At 40.8% G+C, this 16,535-nt stretch carries 18 protein-coding genes and 1 pseudogene; all 19 read left to right on the top strand.

The genetic code is table 11. The annotated features are described in order from the left end of the window. Nucleotides 1-304 precede the first annotated feature (304 nt). Nucleotides 305-982 carry a response regulator transcription factor gene (locus DXC01_RS15965; RefSeq protein ID WP_055056588.1) on the top strand — a complete coding sequence of 226 codons (678 nt, stop codon included), beginning with the start codon at nt 305-307 and terminating at the stop codon, nt 980-982. Further along, the gene (locus DXC01_RS15960; protein ID WP_055056589.1) at nt 966-2,387 is read left to right on the top strand and encodes a HAMP domain-containing sensor histidine kinase; all 1,422 of its coding nucleotides are present in this window, start codon (nt 966-968) and stop codon (nt 2,385-2,387) included. Before DXC01_RS15965 ends, DXC01_RS15960 begins: the two co-directional genes overlap by 17 nt. Before the next feature lie 114 nt (nt 2,388-2,501). Further along, nucleotides 2,502-3,062 carry a hypothetical protein gene (locus DXC01_RS15955; RefSeq protein WP_055056590.1) on the top strand — a complete coding sequence of 187 codons (561 nt, stop codon included), beginning with the start codon at nt 2,502-2,504 and terminating at the stop codon, nt 3,060-3,062. Beyond that, entirely contained in the window at nt 3,059-4,273 is a 1,215-nt protein-coding gene (locus DXC01_RS15950) for an FtsX-like permease family protein (RefSeq protein WP_055056591.1), read from the top strand. Before DXC01_RS15955 ends, DXC01_RS15950 begins: the two co-directional genes overlap by 4 nt. A 1-nt stretch (nt 4,274) precedes the next feature. Continuing rightward, nucleotides 4,275-5,714, top strand: coding sequence for an ABC transporter permease (locus DXC01_RS15945; protein ID WP_055056592.1), 1,440 nt, complete (start codon nt 4,275-4,277; stop codon nt 5,712-5,714). 45 nt (nt 5,715-5,759) lie between these two features. Beyond that, nucleotides 5,760-6,395 (top strand): ABC transporter ATP-binding protein, encoded by a 636-nt coding sequence (locus tag DXC01_RS15940; protein WP_055056639.1) that lies wholly within the window; start codon nt 5,760-5,762, stop codon nt 6,393-6,395. A gap of 44 nt (nt 6,396-6,439) precedes the next feature. Then, nucleotides 6,440-6,877 (top strand): winged helix-turn-helix domain-containing protein, encoded by a 438-nt coding sequence (locus DXC01_RS15935; RefSeq protein ID WP_330416431.1) that lies wholly within the window; start codon nt 6,440-6,442, stop codon nt 6,875-6,877. Between the two features lie 111 nt (nt 6,878-6,988). Then, nucleotides 6,989-7,147, top strand: a complete 159-nt coding sequence (locus DXC01_RS20175) for a hypothetical protein (protein ID WP_154108127.1) — start codon at nt 6,989-6,991, stop codon at nt 7,145-7,147. A 9-nt stretch (nt 7,148-7,156) separates the two neighbouring features. Beyond that, on the top strand, nt 7,157-7,498 hold the full coding sequence (locus tag DXC01_RS15930) for a type II toxin-antitoxin system RelE/ParE family toxin (protein ID WP_055056593.1): 342 nt from the start codon (nt 7,157-7,159) through the stop codon (nt 7,496-7,498). 220 nt (nt 7,499-7,718) lie between these two features. Then, nucleotides 7,719-8,675, top strand: coding sequence for a hypothetical protein (locus tag DXC01_RS15925; RefSeq protein ID WP_055056594.1), 957 nt, complete (start codon nt 7,719-7,721; stop codon nt 8,673-8,675). Between the two features lie 75 nt (nt 8,676-8,750). Further along, entirely contained in the window at nt 8,751-8,999 is a 249-nt protein-coding gene (locus DXC01_RS15920) for a hypothetical protein (protein WP_055056595.1), read from the top strand. Then, nucleotides 8,980-9,270, top strand: a complete 291-nt coding sequence (locus DXC01_RS15915) for a hypothetical protein (RefSeq protein WP_055056596.1) — start codon at nt 8,980-8,982, stop codon at nt 9,268-9,270. The genes DXC01_RS15920 and DXC01_RS15915 overlap by 20 nt, the downstream gene beginning before the upstream one ends. Nucleotides 9,271-9,456: 186 nt before the next feature. Then, nucleotides 9,457-9,864 (top strand): hypothetical protein, encoded by a 408-nt coding sequence (locus DXC01_RS15910; RefSeq protein WP_070102271.1) that lies wholly within the window; start codon nt 9,457-9,459, stop codon nt 9,862-9,864. 283 nt (nt 9,865-10,147) lie between these two features. After that, nucleotides 10,148-11,845, top strand: coding sequence for a MobA/MobL family protein (locus DXC01_RS15905; RefSeq protein ID WP_243111639.1), 1,698 nt, complete (start codon nt 10,148-10,150; stop codon nt 11,843-11,845). A 167-nt stretch (nt 11,846-12,012) separates the two neighbouring features. Beyond that, nucleotides 12,013-12,177 carry a hypothetical protein gene (locus DXC01_RS20170; protein ID WP_155512691.1) on the top strand — a complete coding sequence of 55 codons (165 nt, stop codon included), beginning with the start codon at nt 12,013-12,015 and terminating at the stop codon, nt 12,175-12,177. Continuing rightward, nucleotides 12,174-12,359, top strand: a complete 186-nt coding sequence (locus DXC01_RS20165) for a hypothetical protein (RefSeq protein ID WP_055056597.1) — start codon at nt 12,174-12,176, stop codon at nt 12,357-12,359. Before DXC01_RS20170 ends, DXC01_RS20165 begins: the two co-directional genes overlap by 4 nt. Further along, on the top strand, nt 12,298-13,923 hold the full coding sequence (locus DXC01_RS15895; protein ID WP_118699291.1) for a recombinase family protein: 1,626 nt from the start codon (nt 12,298-12,300) through the stop codon (nt 13,921-13,923). Before DXC01_RS20165 ends, DXC01_RS15895 begins: the two co-directional genes overlap by 62 nt. A 148-nt stretch (nt 13,924-14,071) precedes the next feature. Next, nucleotides 14,072-15,724: a helicase C-terminal domain-containing protein gene (locus DXC01_RS15890; protein WP_243111637.1), complete on the top strand. Its 1,653-nt coding sequence runs from the start codon at nt 14,072-14,074 to the stop codon at nt 15,722-15,724. Nucleotides 15,725-15,778: 54 nt separating this feature from the next. Beyond that, nucleotides 15,779-16,522, top strand: a pseudogene (locus DXC01_RS15885) (ArdC family protein); the annotation flags it as partial. Nucleotides 16,523-16,535 lie beyond the last annotated feature (13 nt).

The raw sequence follows: 16,535 nt of genomic DNA, 5'->3' as shown, positions 1-16,535 counted from the left end.
CATACAGAAATACGCTAAAAAACAAAGAAAAAGGAAATGTTGGAACAGACAGGAAGCAAGGAAGCCAGAAATAGATATGGATTAGCAAAGAAAAAAGGCAATAAATGAAGCATAAGTGAAAAGCGACAGAAGGTGCGAAAAGCATTTTCTGCTACCTCTTTCAACATTTAAAATGATAATGTAAAAGTAAGTGTTTGTTTAAGATAGTAATTTGAAAAAAGTTGATACTAAAAAAACGAAATACACAAAAACTACAAGAAAAACTGATAAAATAAAAAAAACGGAAAATAAGAGGTAGCTAAGAATGAAAAAAATTTTAATTATAGAAGATGATTTGGATATTCAAGAGCTGATACAGTTTTTTTTAGAGGATCAAGGGTATGAAGTGATTACGGCATCTGATGGAATAGATGGTATTGCGGTTTTTCTGAAAGAACAAATTGACTTGATACTGCTCGATATTTTACTTCCTAAAATGGATGGGTATGCAGTTTGTGAACTAATACGAAAAGAATCGGAAGTACCAATCATTATGATAAGTGCATTGGGAAGAGAAGAAGACCAGATAAAGGGATTTGAAATGCAAATAGATGACTATATCCCCAAGCCGATTTCTCTTCCAATTATGATAAAAAAAATAGAAGCTGTTCTGCGTAGATATGAAGGAGTAGATATAACAAAAGATCACGAGTTAAAATACAGAGAGATAATATTGATTGTAGGAAATTATCAAGTGAAAATAGGGAAAAAGTTAATTGATTTGACACAGAAAGAATATGAAATTTTGAAAGAATTGATTGAAAATCAGGGATGCGTGATAACAAGAGAGAGCTTTTTAAATCGTCTATGGAAATATGAATTTGAAGGTGAAGAACGTGCAGTTGACAATCATATCAAAAATTTGCGGAGAAAATTGGGAAAAGCAGGGGATTATATAAAAACGGTAAGAGGGGTGGGGTATCGAATTGATAAAGCTAATTAGAGAACATTTGTCTACAAAAATATTTATAATTACAGTATGCTTATTGATTACTGTTGGTAGTGCGATTTATGGAATGGTTGCATTGGGGATGTCACGGAGCTATTTTTTAGAGTTGGATAGAAGTTTGAGTAATCAGACGGAAAAAATGGTACTTCAATTATCGAATACTTCAGTGCAGGAAATAGATGGAATATTAAAAATGTTTGCATTGGAGCATGGGATTTCTATTGTCTTAAAAGATAGTGACGAAAAGGTACTTGGTATATATGGAGATATGGAATATTCACTGGCTCCTGGAACAGATGTAGAAGATATTCTGTTAGGCAGTGGGATAACGGAATCTTATTCCTGTAAGTTAACGAATGGAAAAACATATTGGATTCAAGTGTTTGGAAACAAGGAGAAAGTAAATATTGGACTGGAATCATTAAAAAGAATTTTACCTATGTTGGGGGCTATTACTTTTTTGGCAGCATTAGCTATTGCTGCTTTATACACAAAATATATTACGCGTTCAATTTTAAAGGTGAGTGAAGTTTCAAAAAAAATGGCAAATCTTGATTTTCGAGTTCGATATACAGAAGACCGGAGGGACGAGATTGGAATTTTGGGAGAAAATCTGAACGAACTTTCGGAAAAATTAGAGAGTGCTTTGGATGAATTGAAAGAAAAAAATACTGATTTAGAGAAAAGCATCAAACTTGAGCAGCAACTGGAACAACAACAAATGGCTTTTTTTTCAGCTGTTTCGCATGAATTAAAAACTCCGATTACAATTCTAAAAGGACAAATTCAGGGAATGTTATTAGAAGTAGGGGGATATAAAGACCGAGATAGATATTTAAAACGTTCTTTTGAAGTAGCTAATTCCATGGAGAATATGGTGCAGGAAATTCTGTATGTTTCAAAAATTAGAACATCGGGATTTGAGTTGAAATTGATAGATATACCACTTCACCAACTTGTTGAGAATGTGATTAAGGAACAGGAAGATATGGCTATTGATAGGGGATTACAGTTTCATATACGAATAGAAGAATCAACTTGGATACGGGCAGATGAAGCTCTTTTCACGAAGGTCATAAGTAATGTGGTAGGAAATGCAATTAAATATACGAATGAGGATGGAAATATATGGGTTGGAGTGTATAAAAGAGGTGAAGAAATAATTTTTTGGATTGAAAATGAAACGGAATCTATTGATGAGAAAGAAATTCCAAAATTATGTGATGCATTTTATCGTATTGATAAATCCAGAAATAAAAGAACTGGTGGAAGCGGCTTGGGATTATATATTACAAAAATGATTTTAGAACAGCATCAGTTTCCTTATTGTATTGAAAATACAGAAAAAGGCATAAAAGTGGAAATAAGATGTTATGAACCAACCAGAAGGCTGTTGTGACGGAAAATCACAACAGCCTTTTTATACATATAAAATACATAAAAAAAACGGGAAAATCATACATTCAATTTTTATAATATAAAGAAAAAATATGTAATGGAGGATTTTTTATAAATGAAGAAAAAAATATGTATAGTATTATGTTTGGGTTGTATAGGAACCGTATCAGTTGTTGGGTGCAGCAATAAAAATTTTGATTCAAAAGTAACAGGGGATAATCAGACAACTACCGAGAATGTATCTGATATACTGAATGATCAAGAGAAAAAAGAAGGCGGTTACGAGAACGAGTCAAGTAGTAATGCTGATGACAAAGAGAACTCAGCGGACGATTCAGAAGTGTTGGCAAATGCAGATTTGCGTGGAGCTGTTTTGGAATTTTCAGACACAGGATGTAATATCAGCATAGGGACGCAGACGGATGATGCAGAAATGGTTCCTGCTCCGGGAGCGGTTGTTGAAGAAATGAATCAGGTGAAAATAGTATATGGAGAAAATACCTATTTTCAGATTTCTCATTCAACGATGACGGGTATTACGCTTGAGGATTGCCGGAAAGAAGAAGTGAAAAAGCAGTCAATGCTCTATCTGTATGGGGATTACCAGGAGGATGGTACGTTTTTGGCTAAAAGGGTAATTATTGACCGATTTGAAAAGGAAGGAGAATGGGAATGAATTTTGCAGAAAGAGCATTCCGCTACCTTTTCAGGAAAAAAGGAAAAGCGATTATCTTGTTTTGGGTATTGCTTATTACCGAAACAATGATTTTATCTACTGTCACTATATTACGGGCATCCGAAGTAGCAAGAATTGAACTATTAGGGAAATCAAAAGCGAAATTGTTGATCGAACGGGAAAAAGCGGAGGAATTGTTTACGGATGATGAATACAAAAAACTTGAGAAACTGGAAAATGTGAAGGCGGTAAATCGAGTAGCAGAAGTGCAGTTATATCCAATGGATTTTAAAATTATAACGAAAAGTGAGAGTGTTGATGCAGACAACCAAAAATTGCGCATAATGGCCTACGATAGCCTTGAAGATGATGGCCCATTTGCTGACGGGCAAATTCATCTGACGAAAGGAAAATATCCTCGCAAAGAAGGTGAAATAGTAGTAAATCAGTTTCTTGCAGAAGTAAATCAATGGGAAATAGGGGAAACTGTTTGTTTCAAATCTCATTCAGGTGAACAATCACAGGCAAGCATATCAGGAATCTATATTTCGGGTATAGAGGAAAAGCAAGGGAAGGAACCATTAGCAGTAAACAGAATTGAAAATACAATTTATGGAAAACCCGAGTTCGTATGTCATTTACAAGAAACGTGCGGATATGAAAACTTAATCGTATATGTAGATAATCCAGAGCAGTTGAGCAGAACACAGCTAGAAGTAACACGCATTTTGAAAAACTATAGAGTGATGAAAGCAGATAACCTGTTTCAGAAAATGGAAATTCCGCTCTTACAAGTTGTTAGGGTTGTAAAAATGATGTTGGGATTATCGGTTGTATCGTCTGTACTTGTAATAACATTGCTTTTGTCTATGTGGATGAGAGCCAGAAAGAAAGAAATAGCAATTTATGTGAGTCTTGGAAAAACAAAAGTAGATTTGTTTATGCAGATTATTTTGGAATGCTTTTCAGTATTTGGATTTTCTACAATAATAGCTCTTTATACTGGAGATAAGATGCTGATAGTATTGGAAAAGTTTTTAGATTGGAAAAGTATTGGGGCTTTTACATCTATGCAAATATATGCACAAAATAAAGATATATGTTATCTCATATTATCAGGAACAATAATTTTATTGCTTTCTATTTCTATTTCACTTTTTCCAATATTATGTACAAAGCCAAAAAAAATTTTAGCAGAAATGGAGGGATAACATGAATGTTTTACAAAGAGGAGTACGTTCAGTGTTAAGAAAACCGATAAAAAGTATTATTCTATTGTTTATTGTAATTGTTATGAGTGGCCTATTTTTAGGTGCTATGGCAAGCCGTTCAGCAAGTATTTATACACAAGACGCTACAAGACAGGCAATAGGGGCTACCTTTCGCATAGAAGGAAATGAGGAGAATAGGAGAAAGCGATTAGATCAGGCAATGGATGTACTGGGTGATCGGGAGGGCAGTTATGGAGGAGTTACTCATAAATGGTTAGAAAATGGGGCGGATATGGTAGTTACAGATAACTCATTTGAGACGGTTAAGGAAGATGATGTAAAAAAAATAGCTCAGGTGGAGGGGATTGAGGAATATAATTTGATAACAATAGCAACTGTTGTGAATCCGGTCAATTTTTCGAGAATAGAAGATTCAGATATGGATCAAAGTACGGATGTAGGCGGTGTCAACCTACGAGGTAATCGCATAATGGAAATGGATATGGACGTATCTGCAGGTAAGATTTCACTGATTGAAGGAAGAATGATTGAAAAAGATGACAGGGATGTTTGTGTCATCTCGAAAGAATTGGCAGAACTAAACCATTTAAAAACTGGGAACTTATTAAAGTTTAATGATTACCATGACAAAGAACATTCCACAATATACAGTGCCGAGATTATCGGAATTTATGAAACAAAGCAAGAACGAAAATCTATTATGTATGGGGATTCTTATCGTCCAGAAAATACAATATTTACGGATATGAGTTTCCCGGAAAAACCATCCGGAAATGAAGGAAATCCTTTCTATCAGTATGCTATATTCAAAGTCCAAAATGCAGGGAAGTACGATCAAGTTAAAAAGTCTGTACAGAAAGCGAATATAGATTGGTCACGATATGACTTAATTGATAATAATGGAAATATTAAAAATATGACAGAAAATTTTGGGCAGATGGATCAGATGAGTATGGGATTATTACTAATAGTTTCAGTGTCAGGTCTTGTGATTTTAGTTTTAGTTTTTCTGTTTTGGATAAAAAATCGTACGCAAGAAATAGGAATTATGATGTCACTTGGAAAGTGCAAATTTGAAATATGGGTACAGTTTTTATGGGAAGCAGTAATGATAAGTATTATAGGGATGTTGTTATCCTTTGCAATTTCCCCAATTATTGCAGAGACTTCAGCTTCATATTTAGCGAAAGAAACGCAGACCTTAAGGTTAGAACAGCAGGAACAGGAAAATACTGGTACCTATATAGATGGATATATTGCACCGGATTTAAAAATACAAGATGTGGAGGTTCATATAACGAAAGAAATGGTTCTGATGGATATTGGGATGATATCAGGTATTTTGATTATTGCAGTATTAGTAGCAGGAATCACGATAATGAAGAAAAGGCCGAAGCAGATATTAAGTGAAATGAGCTGAATAACGGGGTAGGAGGTTATAGAAATGAGTAAAAATGCAGGAAACATTGTTCTTGAGGCAAAGAATGTTGTCTATTACTATAAGGCGAATAAAGGCAAAAAAGTTTTAGATGATATATCATATGGCTTTGAGATAGGAAAAATGTATGCCATTTTGGGACCAAGTGGTTCCGGTAAGACAACTTTTTTATCGCTTTTGGCAGGTTTGGATTCTCCGACGGATGGGGGAATTTATTATGAAGGGGTAAATATAAGAAAAAAAGGACTACACAACTATCGAAAGAAAAATATGTCATTGGTTTTTCAGAATTATAATCTGATAGATTATTTGACTCCAGAAGAAAATGTGATGCTGGGTGGAAAGAAAGACATAGAGAAAATTTTGGAAGCGGTTGGAATACCGAGGGAAGACTGGAAACGGCAGGTCTTACAGTTATCAGGAGGACAGCAGCAGCGAGTGGCTATTGCAAGAGCATTAGCAAGTCCTGCGAAGGTATTGCTTGCAGATGAACCTACAGGAAATCTGGATGAAGAAATTGCAGACGAAATTATTAAGATATTGATGAAAAGTGCGCATGAAATGGGAAAAAGTGTAATTGTCGTAACACATAGCAAAAAAATAGCTGATGCTGCAGATGTGGTACTTAAAATCCATGAGGGGAAATTGTATCATTTGGTTTAAGTGAATGTAAAGTTATAGTGTTTTATAGCATGAAATAATATGAGGTGAGCTGTATAGGAAAAATTTTATTGCTATCTTTTGATGGAGATGAAGAAAATTTAATAGAATCTGTTATTTCCATTTTGGATGCTGGTAGAGAAAAATTTATATTTCAAAAAATGAATCTAAAATCGAACTTACAACACAAGGGAATAATGCTTGACTTAGAGCGACGAGAGGTTATGCGGAATAATGATAAAATTGCCTTGACTTATACAGAGTTTGAAATCCTCCAGCTTCTCGCTCAAAATCCCGGCAGGGTATTCAGTAAAGAACAGATTTATGATATGGTCTGGCAGGAACCGTATTCCGGTGATTACAACATTGTGATGAGCCATATCAGCCATATTCGGGAAAAAATAGAGGATGATCCGAGTCATCCGGTCTATATTCAGACTGTGTGGGGAGTTGGTTATAAGTTTAATGAAAAAATGTGTGAATAATTAAATCAGATCCAGTGTTGTGTGACTGTCAAAAAATGATAGATATTTCTGATGGTTCGTGGTATGATAAAGACAGAAACATGAGTGCTATTTTAAGAAAGGGTGATGGTTATGGCATTGGCACAGGCAACGAAATCCCGTGAAACAACTTATACGATCAACGATGCAATGGATGTCCTTCTGTCAAAGCTGGATGAAGCCATTGACGATATGGAAAATGGCAGAGTGCAGACAGTGGAAGAAGCATGGGCAGAAATTGATGCAGTATAAGGGGTACGGATGGAAAACAAAAAATACAAAGTTGTCATTGCCCAGAGCGGCAAGCTGGATGTGAAAGAAAAAAAGAAATATATCCTTCAGCAATTTAAGTACCGGGAATATGCAGAAAACTTTTCCAAAAAGATTAAAAAAGCGGTTCTTGCACTTGATACACTTCCGACCGGGTATAATACAACAGGCTTCCGGTATCGTGGTTATGATATTTACATGAAACCGTGTGAATCCTATCTGCTGTTTTATACTGTGGATGAAGCAGTGAAAACAGTTACAGTTCTGCGTGTCATGCAGGATGGAATGGACTGGCAGTATATCATCAATCGGTGGCTGCGGGAAAACGCATAGGATATACAAAAAGATTATAGTGACAGGCAGTATTCAAACAGATTGGGTACCGCCTGTTTTTATGTCCGCTGAAAACAGATGGACAGCAGAAGAAAAATATTAGAAAATAACGGACAGATTGTGAAATTTAAAAGAGAAAAAACTTTTTCAAAAATATTCAAAAATATTGGAACATTTTAATGGGACTTCTGCCATGTATCAGTAGGGGGGGTGATTTTGGATGAAAGATGTAAAAGAACAGAAGCAGAATGACAATGGAGAAATCATTGAAATGAAGCAGGGACAGGTGATAAAAATTCCAAAGAACAGCGGCAAAGCATGGCTGACATTATTTTATAGTCTGCCGCAGGAGTTTGTCAGCAAACGTCCTGTTTATCTGAACTTCCCACGCTGCCCTTATGAGGTGCTGCGGACGGATAAATATGACAGTATGATAAACAATGATACATTTCTGGAACTGGTATGGGATTGTGTGGCATGGAGCGCATGGCAGTATTTTGAAGTTCCATATCAAAAAGGCGGCTACCGGGAGATACCCGGCAGTGCGGCGCAGTATTCCGGGGACTTTCCGTTGTGGCGGCTCTCTTACTCTATGCTTCCGCTCCTGCGTGACAAATTTGAGGTCAGCGGATTTTCTTTCCAGCAGCTTTACAACGTGCCGGAGGGAACGGAACTTCCGTGGCTTACTTATCAGCAGTTTGGCAACCTGATCGGTACCCTCGTGCCGGAAATTATACAGGAACAGAACTGGCAGCCTATGATCGATGAAATCTGGAACAACCGAACCATTGAGGACTTCGATAAAAGGGGAAGTCAGGTAAAACTGGACTTCATGCGTTCGTGGGAACACAGCCGTTCCAGGAAAAAGGCGGTATCCATAGAGCAGCTTGCAGAGGATGCAGAAGAAAATAGCATAGACTTTGATATTCCGGATACAAGGAGTGCGTTTGAAAATTCGGTGTTGTCAGAGCTTCAGATTGCGGAGTTTGCTGCAGGGCTTTCCGAACGTGATAAAAAGATTCTGGAAATGAAAATGAAGGGGCATAGGTTACAGGAGATTGCGGAAGCTGTAGGCTATAAGACACACGGTGCGGTGCTGAAAAGAATCCGCCATATTGCAGACTGTTATGAGGATTTTATCTCGGAAGAATATCAAAAATATCTGGAAACATTCTAATCCATCCATCCCATCGGCGGCTATCCTTACGATAGCTGCTTTCTTTTACCAATTTCCGGACAGGGGGTGATTTTTGTGGGGAAAGAATTATTTGAAACGCTGCCGGACGTGCTGGATGCAAAACTGCTGGCATCGGCCCTTTCTATTTCAAAGGCAGGAGCGTATCAGCTATTAAACCGTCCGGATTTTCCAACCTTGCAGGTGGGAGGGCGGAAACTTGTCACAAAGCAGAAGCTGGCTTTGTGGATGGAACAGCATACAAATAAAGCAAAACAGGCGGGAGCCGGAAAGGAGAAAAAAGCAGATGAAACTGACAAAGTATGAGCAGGAAACGATTATCAATTTTAATAATGATGAACAGGAAGCCAGTATTTATACAGCCAGCCCGCAGATGATGCGAAAACTGGATGCACTGGCTGCAGCTTATCCGGAGCATTACCAGGTGGTAGAGCAGACCGAAGTGAGTAAAACCTATTCCTGTGAAAAACACCTCATCAATCTTCGGAAACCGAGAAAGGTAAACGAGGAGCACAGCCAATGGGCAAGGCAGAGGATGCAGGAAATGAACCGCCATAAAAATGCGGGAAATTTATGAAAGAACCGCACACAGAGGTGACAGCTCTGTGTCAGGAAGAAAGCTGTCCGTGAAAATACGGAAATTAAGAAAAATAGAAAACCAAATGGCAGGAGAGCGGCTATGGACATGGAAAAGGTTCAGGCTGTTTTTTTATGCCATAAAATAAAAAATCAAACAGAAAAATGAGAAAAGGAGTATAAACACATGATAAAAAACAGGAATGAAACCAGTGCTGCAATGGATAAGGCACTGAAAAATCTGGAACAGGCAAAGGCAAGATATGAGGCAGAGCGCAAAAAGGAGAATGAGAAACGCAGGAAAGCACAGAACCATCATAAATATCTGATGGGCGGCATTGTTGCAAAGTATTTCCCGGAATGTTATCAGTATGAAGAAAAAGAACTGAATGTGATCTTGTCAGCGGCTCTTGCTTCGGCAGAGTGCAGGCAGGCGGTGGAAAACGTAAAAAGGATGGAGAAAAATGCGGATGAGATGGAAGATGAAAAAGACAGAAACGGCGGTCACGCCGATGAAACGAAGACAAAAGAAAACAGCGGCGGATACGCCAATTCAAAAGATTTTGCGGGTGGCAGTTTTTCGCAGGGAGTGTAAGCAGTATCTCCGGGAGTATGGGTTCACCCCAGTTATGGGGTGCGCACAGATAGACCACACTCCGTATGGTCTTGTGCGCTCTCCGAGGGCACCTGCGGTGGGCGTTGCCTGCCTTGCACCAGTCAAGAGGGGAAATAACCTTTCCCCTCCGTCCGCTGCGCTTCCTACCCCCTTGTATCCTTTGCATCTGCCCGTAACCCGGAAAACACACCCGGCTTTCGTCCATCTGCAAAGGCTTTTCTTGCAGCCCTCTATTTTACGGTAAGGGAGGAACTTTGTGAGTATGCGCACGAAATATGCCAGCACAAGGTTCAGCATTGTAAAGCGGAGCAAAGGGCAGTCGGCGGTAGATGCAGCTTCTTACATCAGCAGGAGTGTTCTTGTCAGCGAGTATGACGGGAAAACGTATCGCCCGAAATACCATGAAGATTTGGTGCATTGTGAAATCAATCTCCCGGAATATGCACCGGAGGAATGGCTGGACAGGGCAGTGCTGTGGAACTCTGTGGAGCTGAATGAGAAACAGAAAAATGCCCAGCTTTGCCGGACACTGAAAGCAGCACTTCCAAATGACTGGAGCTATGAGCTGGCAGAAGAAACGGTGCGGGATTATGTGCAGCGGAATTTTGTTTCCAAAGGGATGTGTGCGGACTGGGCAATCCATGATTCTGTTAATCAAAATGGCATCCATAACCTGCATTTCCATCTTATGCTCACCCTGCGCCCGGTGGAAGAAAACGGGAAGTGGGGAGCCAAGCAGAGAAAGGAATATATCCTTGATAAAGACGGCAATAAAATCCGCAATAAGTCCGGACGGGGATTTAAGAGCAGGGCGGTAGATGTGAATGACTGGAATGAAAAAGGTAATTCCAGGAAATGGAGAAAGGATTTGACGGACACCATCAATGTGGTGAATGACCGGATCGGACTGCCGGAATACTGGGAACACCGTTCTTTTAAAGAGCTGGGACTGGAGCAGGAGCCGACCAGACACTTAGGCCCGATTGCCAGTGCATTGGAGAGGAAAGGCATCCGTACCGAAAAAGGGGATGCGAACCGGGCAATCATGGAGCATAACCAGACGCTGCAAAGGGCAAGGATGTTCTATGATATTGCATGGAACAGTGTGAAAAATTTGGAGAAATGGGAACAGGAAAAAGCTGCGGAAGCTGCAAAGAATGCCGCAGAAAAGAAAGCAGGAAAAATGGCAGGAGACATCCCTGCGGCACAGGAAGGTGAAGCAGAACAGACGGCAGTTGGTTCGATACAGAAAGAAACTTCCGGTACAAAGGAAGTCAGCGTATTTGCAGCGATGAAAAATGAGGTTCTGGAAATGCTGGAACGTATTCTTGCAGCATTTGGAAGGCTTCATCTGCCGCTGATACAGGCACCGAATTTTAAAAAGGTAAGTAATCGCGCAGTACTGATGGATATTGAAAACGTGCGTAGGTTCGTGGAAGAAAAAGGCATTGACAGCTTTGAAGCACTGGAAACCTTTGCAGTACAGCAAGAAGCATCCAAGAAAGAAGCAGAGGAAATCTGCAACAGAGATGGAAGGGAAATCCGGCGGTTAAAGGAACTGTCAGAGGCTTATGCCGCCTATGCTCCATACATTCCCATCCGTAATGAATATCTGCAGAAGAAAGGAATCGCACAGGCAGTTTATCACAGCCAGCATAAGAAAGAACTGGAAACGGCGAAAGAACTCCGTATTCCGGTCTATGAACTTCTTCGGGAAGGAGAAAAATTCACACCGAAAAAGTGGGAAGCACAGATCAAAGAGCTGACACAGGAATACGAGAAACAGTCCAGACGTTACGGCAGGAGTACCGTCAATCTTGCCTATGTGGAGCTGCTTCGTCATAACCGGAAGATGGATGAGCGGGATCAGAAGAACAAAGACCAGTCCCAGAGCCGACAGCATGAAAAAATGGACAGGGGGCAGAAGCAAAAGAAGAAACATCAGGAAATGGAACTTTAGATTTATACATCGTTAAGGAAAATCTGCCGGGATGTTCCCCGGCAGGCAGAAAGGAGATTGCAATGAGTAAAGATTGCAGGACTACGAAAAACAGAAACAATAGTTTGACAGTTGGTGTGCTGGCAGGGATAATCCTCTGCCAGCATTGGTATTTATGGAGGGATTTTATGCAGAGAAAAGCAGGGAACCGTCGGAGAGAACCCATCCGCTATGTGGTGGAACACGTTTATTCCGGCAAGGAGAGCATGGAAAAGGTACTGACTGCCGTTAGTGAAGAAGCGGCGAAACAGAATGTAAAGGAGAAACTGGAAAATCAGAAAAAGGTGGGATGAGAAAAGATGCAGATTTCACCGGAAAAATAAAATCAGCAGTTGCAGGAGGTGGCAGGAATCGCTATAATAAAGACAGCGTATTTCTGTCACTGGATATTGAAGAAACCACAGGAGGTCAATATGCAGATAACAGAAATCAGAGAAACATGGACAGCACTTTATGCAAGATTATCATTGGATGACGGCAATGTGGGCGAGAGCATGAGCATCCAGAGCCAGAAGGCGATCCTTACAAGAAAAGCAGAAGAACTGGGAATTTATAATTATCGGTTTTATGTAGATGATGGTTATTCCGGTACGAATTTCAACCGTCCGTCCTTTCAGCAGATGATAGCGGACATTGAAGCAGGAAAAGTTACCTGTGTGATCACGAAAGATCTTTCAAGGCTAGGTAGGAACTATCTGGAGAGTGGCGCTTATATCGAGGTATTTTTCCCAAAACATCAGGTACGGTATATCGCCGTCAATGACGGTGTGGATTCTGCAAACAGCGGGGAGATGGATATTACCCCGTTTAAGAACATTCTTAATGAGTTTTATTCAAGGGATGTTTCCAAAAAGGTGAAGTCAGGTAAATACATCCGGGCAAGCCAGGGAAAATTCATGGGAACACACGCACCATTCGGGTATCAGAAAGACCCGGAGGACAAAAACCACCTGATTGCCGATGAGGAAACCGCACCAACCGTCCGTTATATTTTCCAGCTTGCACTTCAGGGAATGGGAAACAATAAAATCGGGAAAATCCTTTATGAACAGAAAATCCCAAAGCCGGCATATTATAAGCCGGAATACTTCGGAAAGTTTCTGGTAAAAGAAGATGATGCCTATAACTGGAAACAGGAGACCATCATCCGGATTTTACGAAACCCGCTTTACAAAGGCTATTTCTGGGTGCAGAAATATGATAAGAAGCATTTCAAGCAGGAAACAAGGGGGTATATCCCCATGAGTGAGCGTACCATTATTCCCAGTGACCATGATGCACTTGTTGATGAACACACATGGGATACGGTGCAGGAAATCCTTGACCGTCATACGAAAGTCAAGCCCTGTACTTCCGGGTATGAGAATAAGTTCCGGGGCATTTTAAAATGTGCCGACTGCGGAAGTACCCTGATGGTGCATACCGATGGCAGGAATAAGGAGAAGCCAGTCATTGAACGGACTTTTTACCAGTGCCGCATTTACCGTGTGAGGGGAACCGGGTTCTGCAGCCAGCACCGCATCAATGCGGACGATCTGGAGGAACTTGTACTTGCGGACATCCAGACCCATGCAAAAAGGGTCATAAAAAACAGGGAGAAATTCATGCGGAAGGTATTGGGGCAGATGGATACGACAGCGGCGAATAACCGGGAAAATATCCAGAAAAAGCTGGAGAAACTGGAGAAAAAGCTCCTCGAATCGGACAGACAGTTCATCAAGCTGTATGAGGATTTTACAAAGCAGCTTGTGTCAGAACAGCAGTTCCGGATGTTGTCCACTCATTTTGAACAGGAAAAGAAAGAAACAACCGAAGAAATTGAAAAACTGAAAACTACGGCTGACAATCTGAAGGACAGCACCTGCAAAGCGGAACAGCTTGCCAATGAAATGGTGGAATGTGCAGAGATCAAAGAGCTGACCACAGCCATAGTAAATCGTCTTATCGAAAAGATTGAGGTATCTGAACCTCAGACCATCGACGGAGAGAAAGTCCAGAATATCAGGATTTTCTACAAGTTCGTTGGAGAAATCAATTAAATTTCCATAATGTACCTATAATTCAAGAGCCATTGAATTATCACCGGAAGGAACGGGCTATCGTGCGAAAACACGATTTGCCCGTTTTTTCAATCTTCCGGAGCTGATATCCATTTTTAAGGAAGCTGCGGATATTCAGACTTCGGATATGCTGAATCTTCCTGTACCGGAAGCAGAGTTTATCAATGAGGTCTTGAAGCCAAGTGAAGAACAGCAGGAAATGGTCAGTGCTTTTTCAGAACGTGCCGAAAGTGTAAGAGGCGGTCTTGTGAATCCGACAGAGGATAACATGCTTAAGATTACCAATGACGGAAGAAAATGTGCCCTTGACCAGAGATTATTGAATGAGCTTCTTCCGGATACAGAAAAAAGCAAGGTCAATACCTGTGTAGAAAATGCTTTCCAGGTATGGGAGGAAGGAAAGGCAGACCGGACAACCCAGCTAATCTTCTGTGACTTGTCCACACCAAAAGGAGACGGGACTTTCAACGTATATGATGATGTCCGGAACAAACTGACAGAAAAAGGAATCCCGAAAGAAGAGATTGCTTTTATCCATGAATACAACACGGAGGCAAAGAAAGCGGAACTGTTTGCAAAGGTACGGGCTGGGCAGGTGAGAATCCTCATGGGTTCCACTCCAAAACTCGGTGCTGGTACCAACGTACAGGACAGGCTCATTGCTCTCCATCACCTCGACTGTCCGTGGAAGCCGTCTGATCTGGAACAGCAGGAAGGACGTATCTTAAGACAGGGAAACCAGAATGACAAAGTAAAGATATTCCGGTATGTGACGGAGAACACTTTTGATGCGTATATGTGGCAGATTTTGGAGAATAAGCAGAAGTTCATCAGCCAGATTATGACCAGTAAATCCCCGGTCAGAGCTTGTGAAGATGTGGATGATACGGCACTGTCCTATGCAGAGATCAAGGCACTTGCTACAGGCAATCCGTACATTAAAGAAAAAATGGATCTGGATGTGCAGGTGAGTAAGCTGAAACTTCTAAAGGCAAACCATACCAGTCAGATTTACCGTCTGGAATCTGATATTGCAAAGAATTTCCCGGTACAGATCAGTGCATTGAAAGAGCGGATTGCCGGGATGCAGGTGGATTCGCAGGTAGTAAAAAGCGTGGATTTACAGGATAATGACACGTTTGCCATGACGGTAGGGAATGTCCTTTATGAAGATAAGAAAGAAGCAGGCGAAGCGTTGATCGCTGCCTGTGCAGGGTTAAAAACCGTCAGCACCGGCGGAAAGGTCGGGGAATATCATGGGTTTACGTTATCTGCTTCCTACAATATGTTTTCCAATGCGTTTGAACTGACGATCAAAGGAAAATGCTCTTATAAGCTGGAGATTGGAAAAGACCCGGTAGGAAATATGCAGCGTATCCATAACACCCTTTCTTCTATCGACAGGAAGCTGACGGAAAGTGAGCAGAAATTGGAAACCGTACAACAGCAGCTTGCTACTGCACAGGAAGAGGTAAAGAAACCATACCCGAAAGAAGCAGAGCTGAATGAAAAGATGGAACGGTTATCCGAGTTAAATGCATTGCTGAACATGGATGAAAAGGGCAATGAGACGATTATGGCAGATGAGGATATTGGCAGAGAAAGAAGCAGCACAGATAGCAGGGATGCTGTAGAAGAAAAAGAACTTCCGGAAACAGCAGACAGAATCCATAAGCCATCTATTCTGGAACGCTTAAAGCAGGAGAAGGCACAGCAGAATACGGCGGAACAGCCACCTGTACAGAAAACTGCAAAGAAAAAACACGAGCAGGAGTTATAAAAGATTTCCCGTCAGAGTTTTCTCTGGCGGGGACATAAAATGGAGGGTTTGTTTATGGCAAATAATATAGAAAAACAGTTAAAAGAAATATCGGAACGGCTGGAGCAGGGAGTAAAAGAAATCTTTACTTCGGAGAGATATACAGAATATCTGAATACCATGTCCAAGTTTCATAATTACAGTTTTAATAACACCCTTCTGATCACCATGCAGAAACCGGAGGCTACTCTGGTGGCAGGGTATCAGGCATGGCAGAAGAAGTTTAACCGCCATGTAAAGAGAGGGGAAAAAGGAATCCAGATCATCGCACCGGCACCCATCCGTGAGAAACAGGAGATTGAAAAGATTGACCCTGTAACAAAAGAGCCAGTGATCGGGGATGACGGTCAGCCGGAAACAGAGATTGTGGAGATGGTCATTCCAAGGTTTCGTGTGACAACAGTATTTGATGTCAGCCAGACAGAGGGAGATCCGATTGCAGAACTGGAAGTACCGGAACTTACCGGGAGCGTACAGTTTTATGACACGTTCATGGAAGCATTGCAGAACATTTCCCCTGTGCCAATCCGCATGATGCAGATAGAAGGGGAAGCAAAGGGGTATTACCATCAGACAGAAAAGTATATCGCAATTCAGGAAGATATGAGCAATCTCCAGACCATGAAAACCGGAGTCCATGAGGTGAGCCACGCATTGCTGCATGACCGGGAGGTAATGGATGCGGAAGGAGTCTTAAAAGACCAGACAACAAAGGAAGTGGAAGCATTATACTCAGCATTCCAAAATGTTAATCATTTTAAAGAATGCTGAG

It is taken from the genome of Blautia sp. OM07-19 (genome assembly GCF_003481595.1).
GTDB classification, from domain to species: domain Bacteria; phylum Bacillota; class Clostridia; order Lachnospirales; family Lachnospiraceae; genus Blautia_A; species Blautia_A intestinihominis.
Note: the sequence above shows the minus strand (reverse complement) of the source record. Positions and strands in the feature narration are given on the sequence as shown.

What these genes read in the sequence shown, in the direction of transcription:
- DXC01_RS15965 (WP_055056588.1), top strand. Translation starts at nt 305, where the DNA reads ATGAAAAAAATTTTAATTATAGAAGATGATTTGGATATTCAAGAGCTG.
- DXC01_RS15955 (WP_055056590.1), top strand. Translation starts at nt 2,502, where the DNA reads ATGAAGAAAAAAATATGTATAGTATTATGTTTGGGTTGTATAGGAACC.
- DXC01_RS15950 (WP_055056591.1), top strand. Translation starts at nt 3,059, where the DNA reads ATGAATTTTGCAGAAAGAGCATTCCGCTACCTTTTCAGGAAAAAAGGA.
- DXC01_RS15945 (WP_055056592.1), top strand. Translation starts at nt 4,275, where the DNA reads ATGAATGTTTTACAAAGAGGAGTACGTTCAGTGTTAAGAAAACCGATA.
- DXC01_RS20175 (WP_154108127.1), top strand. Translation starts at nt 6,989, where the DNA reads ATGGCATTGGCACAGGCAACGAAATCCCGTGAAACAACTTATACGATC.
- DXC01_RS15930 (WP_055056593.1), top strand. Translation starts at nt 7,157, where the DNA reads ATGGAAAACAAAAAATACAAAGTTGTCATTGCCCAGAGCGGCAAGCTG.
- DXC01_RS15925 (WP_055056594.1), top strand. Translation starts at nt 7,719, where the DNA reads ATGAAAGATGTAAAAGAACAGAAGCAGAATGACAATGGAGAAATCATT.
- DXC01_RS15915 (WP_055056596.1), top strand. Translation starts at nt 8,980, where the DNA reads ATGAAACTGACAAAGTATGAGCAGGAAACGATTATCAATTTTAATAAT.
- DXC01_RS15910 (WP_070102271.1), top strand. Translation starts at nt 9,457, where the DNA reads ATGATAAAAAACAGGAATGAAACCAGTGCTGCAATGGATAAGGCACTG.
- DXC01_RS15905 (WP_243111639.1), top strand. Translation starts at nt 10,148, where the DNA reads ATGCGCACGAAATATGCCAGCACAAGGTTCAGCATTGTAAAGCGGAGC.
- DXC01_RS20170 (WP_155512691.1), top strand. Translation starts at nt 12,013, where the DNA reads ATGCAGAGAAAAGCAGGGAACCGTCGGAGAGAACCCATCCGCTATGTG.
- DXC01_RS20165 (WP_055056597.1), top strand. Translation starts at nt 12,174, where the DNA reads ATGAGAAAAGATGCAGATTTCACCGGAAAAATAAAATCAGCAGTTGCA.
- DXC01_RS15895 (WP_118699291.1), top strand. Translation starts at nt 12,298, where the DNA reads ATGCAGATAACAGAAATCAGAGAAACATGGACAGCACTTTATGCAAGA.
- DXC01_RS15890 (WP_243111637.1), top strand. Translation starts at nt 14,072, where the DNA reads ATGCTGAATCTTCCTGTACCGGAAGCAGAGTTTATCAATGAGGTCTTG.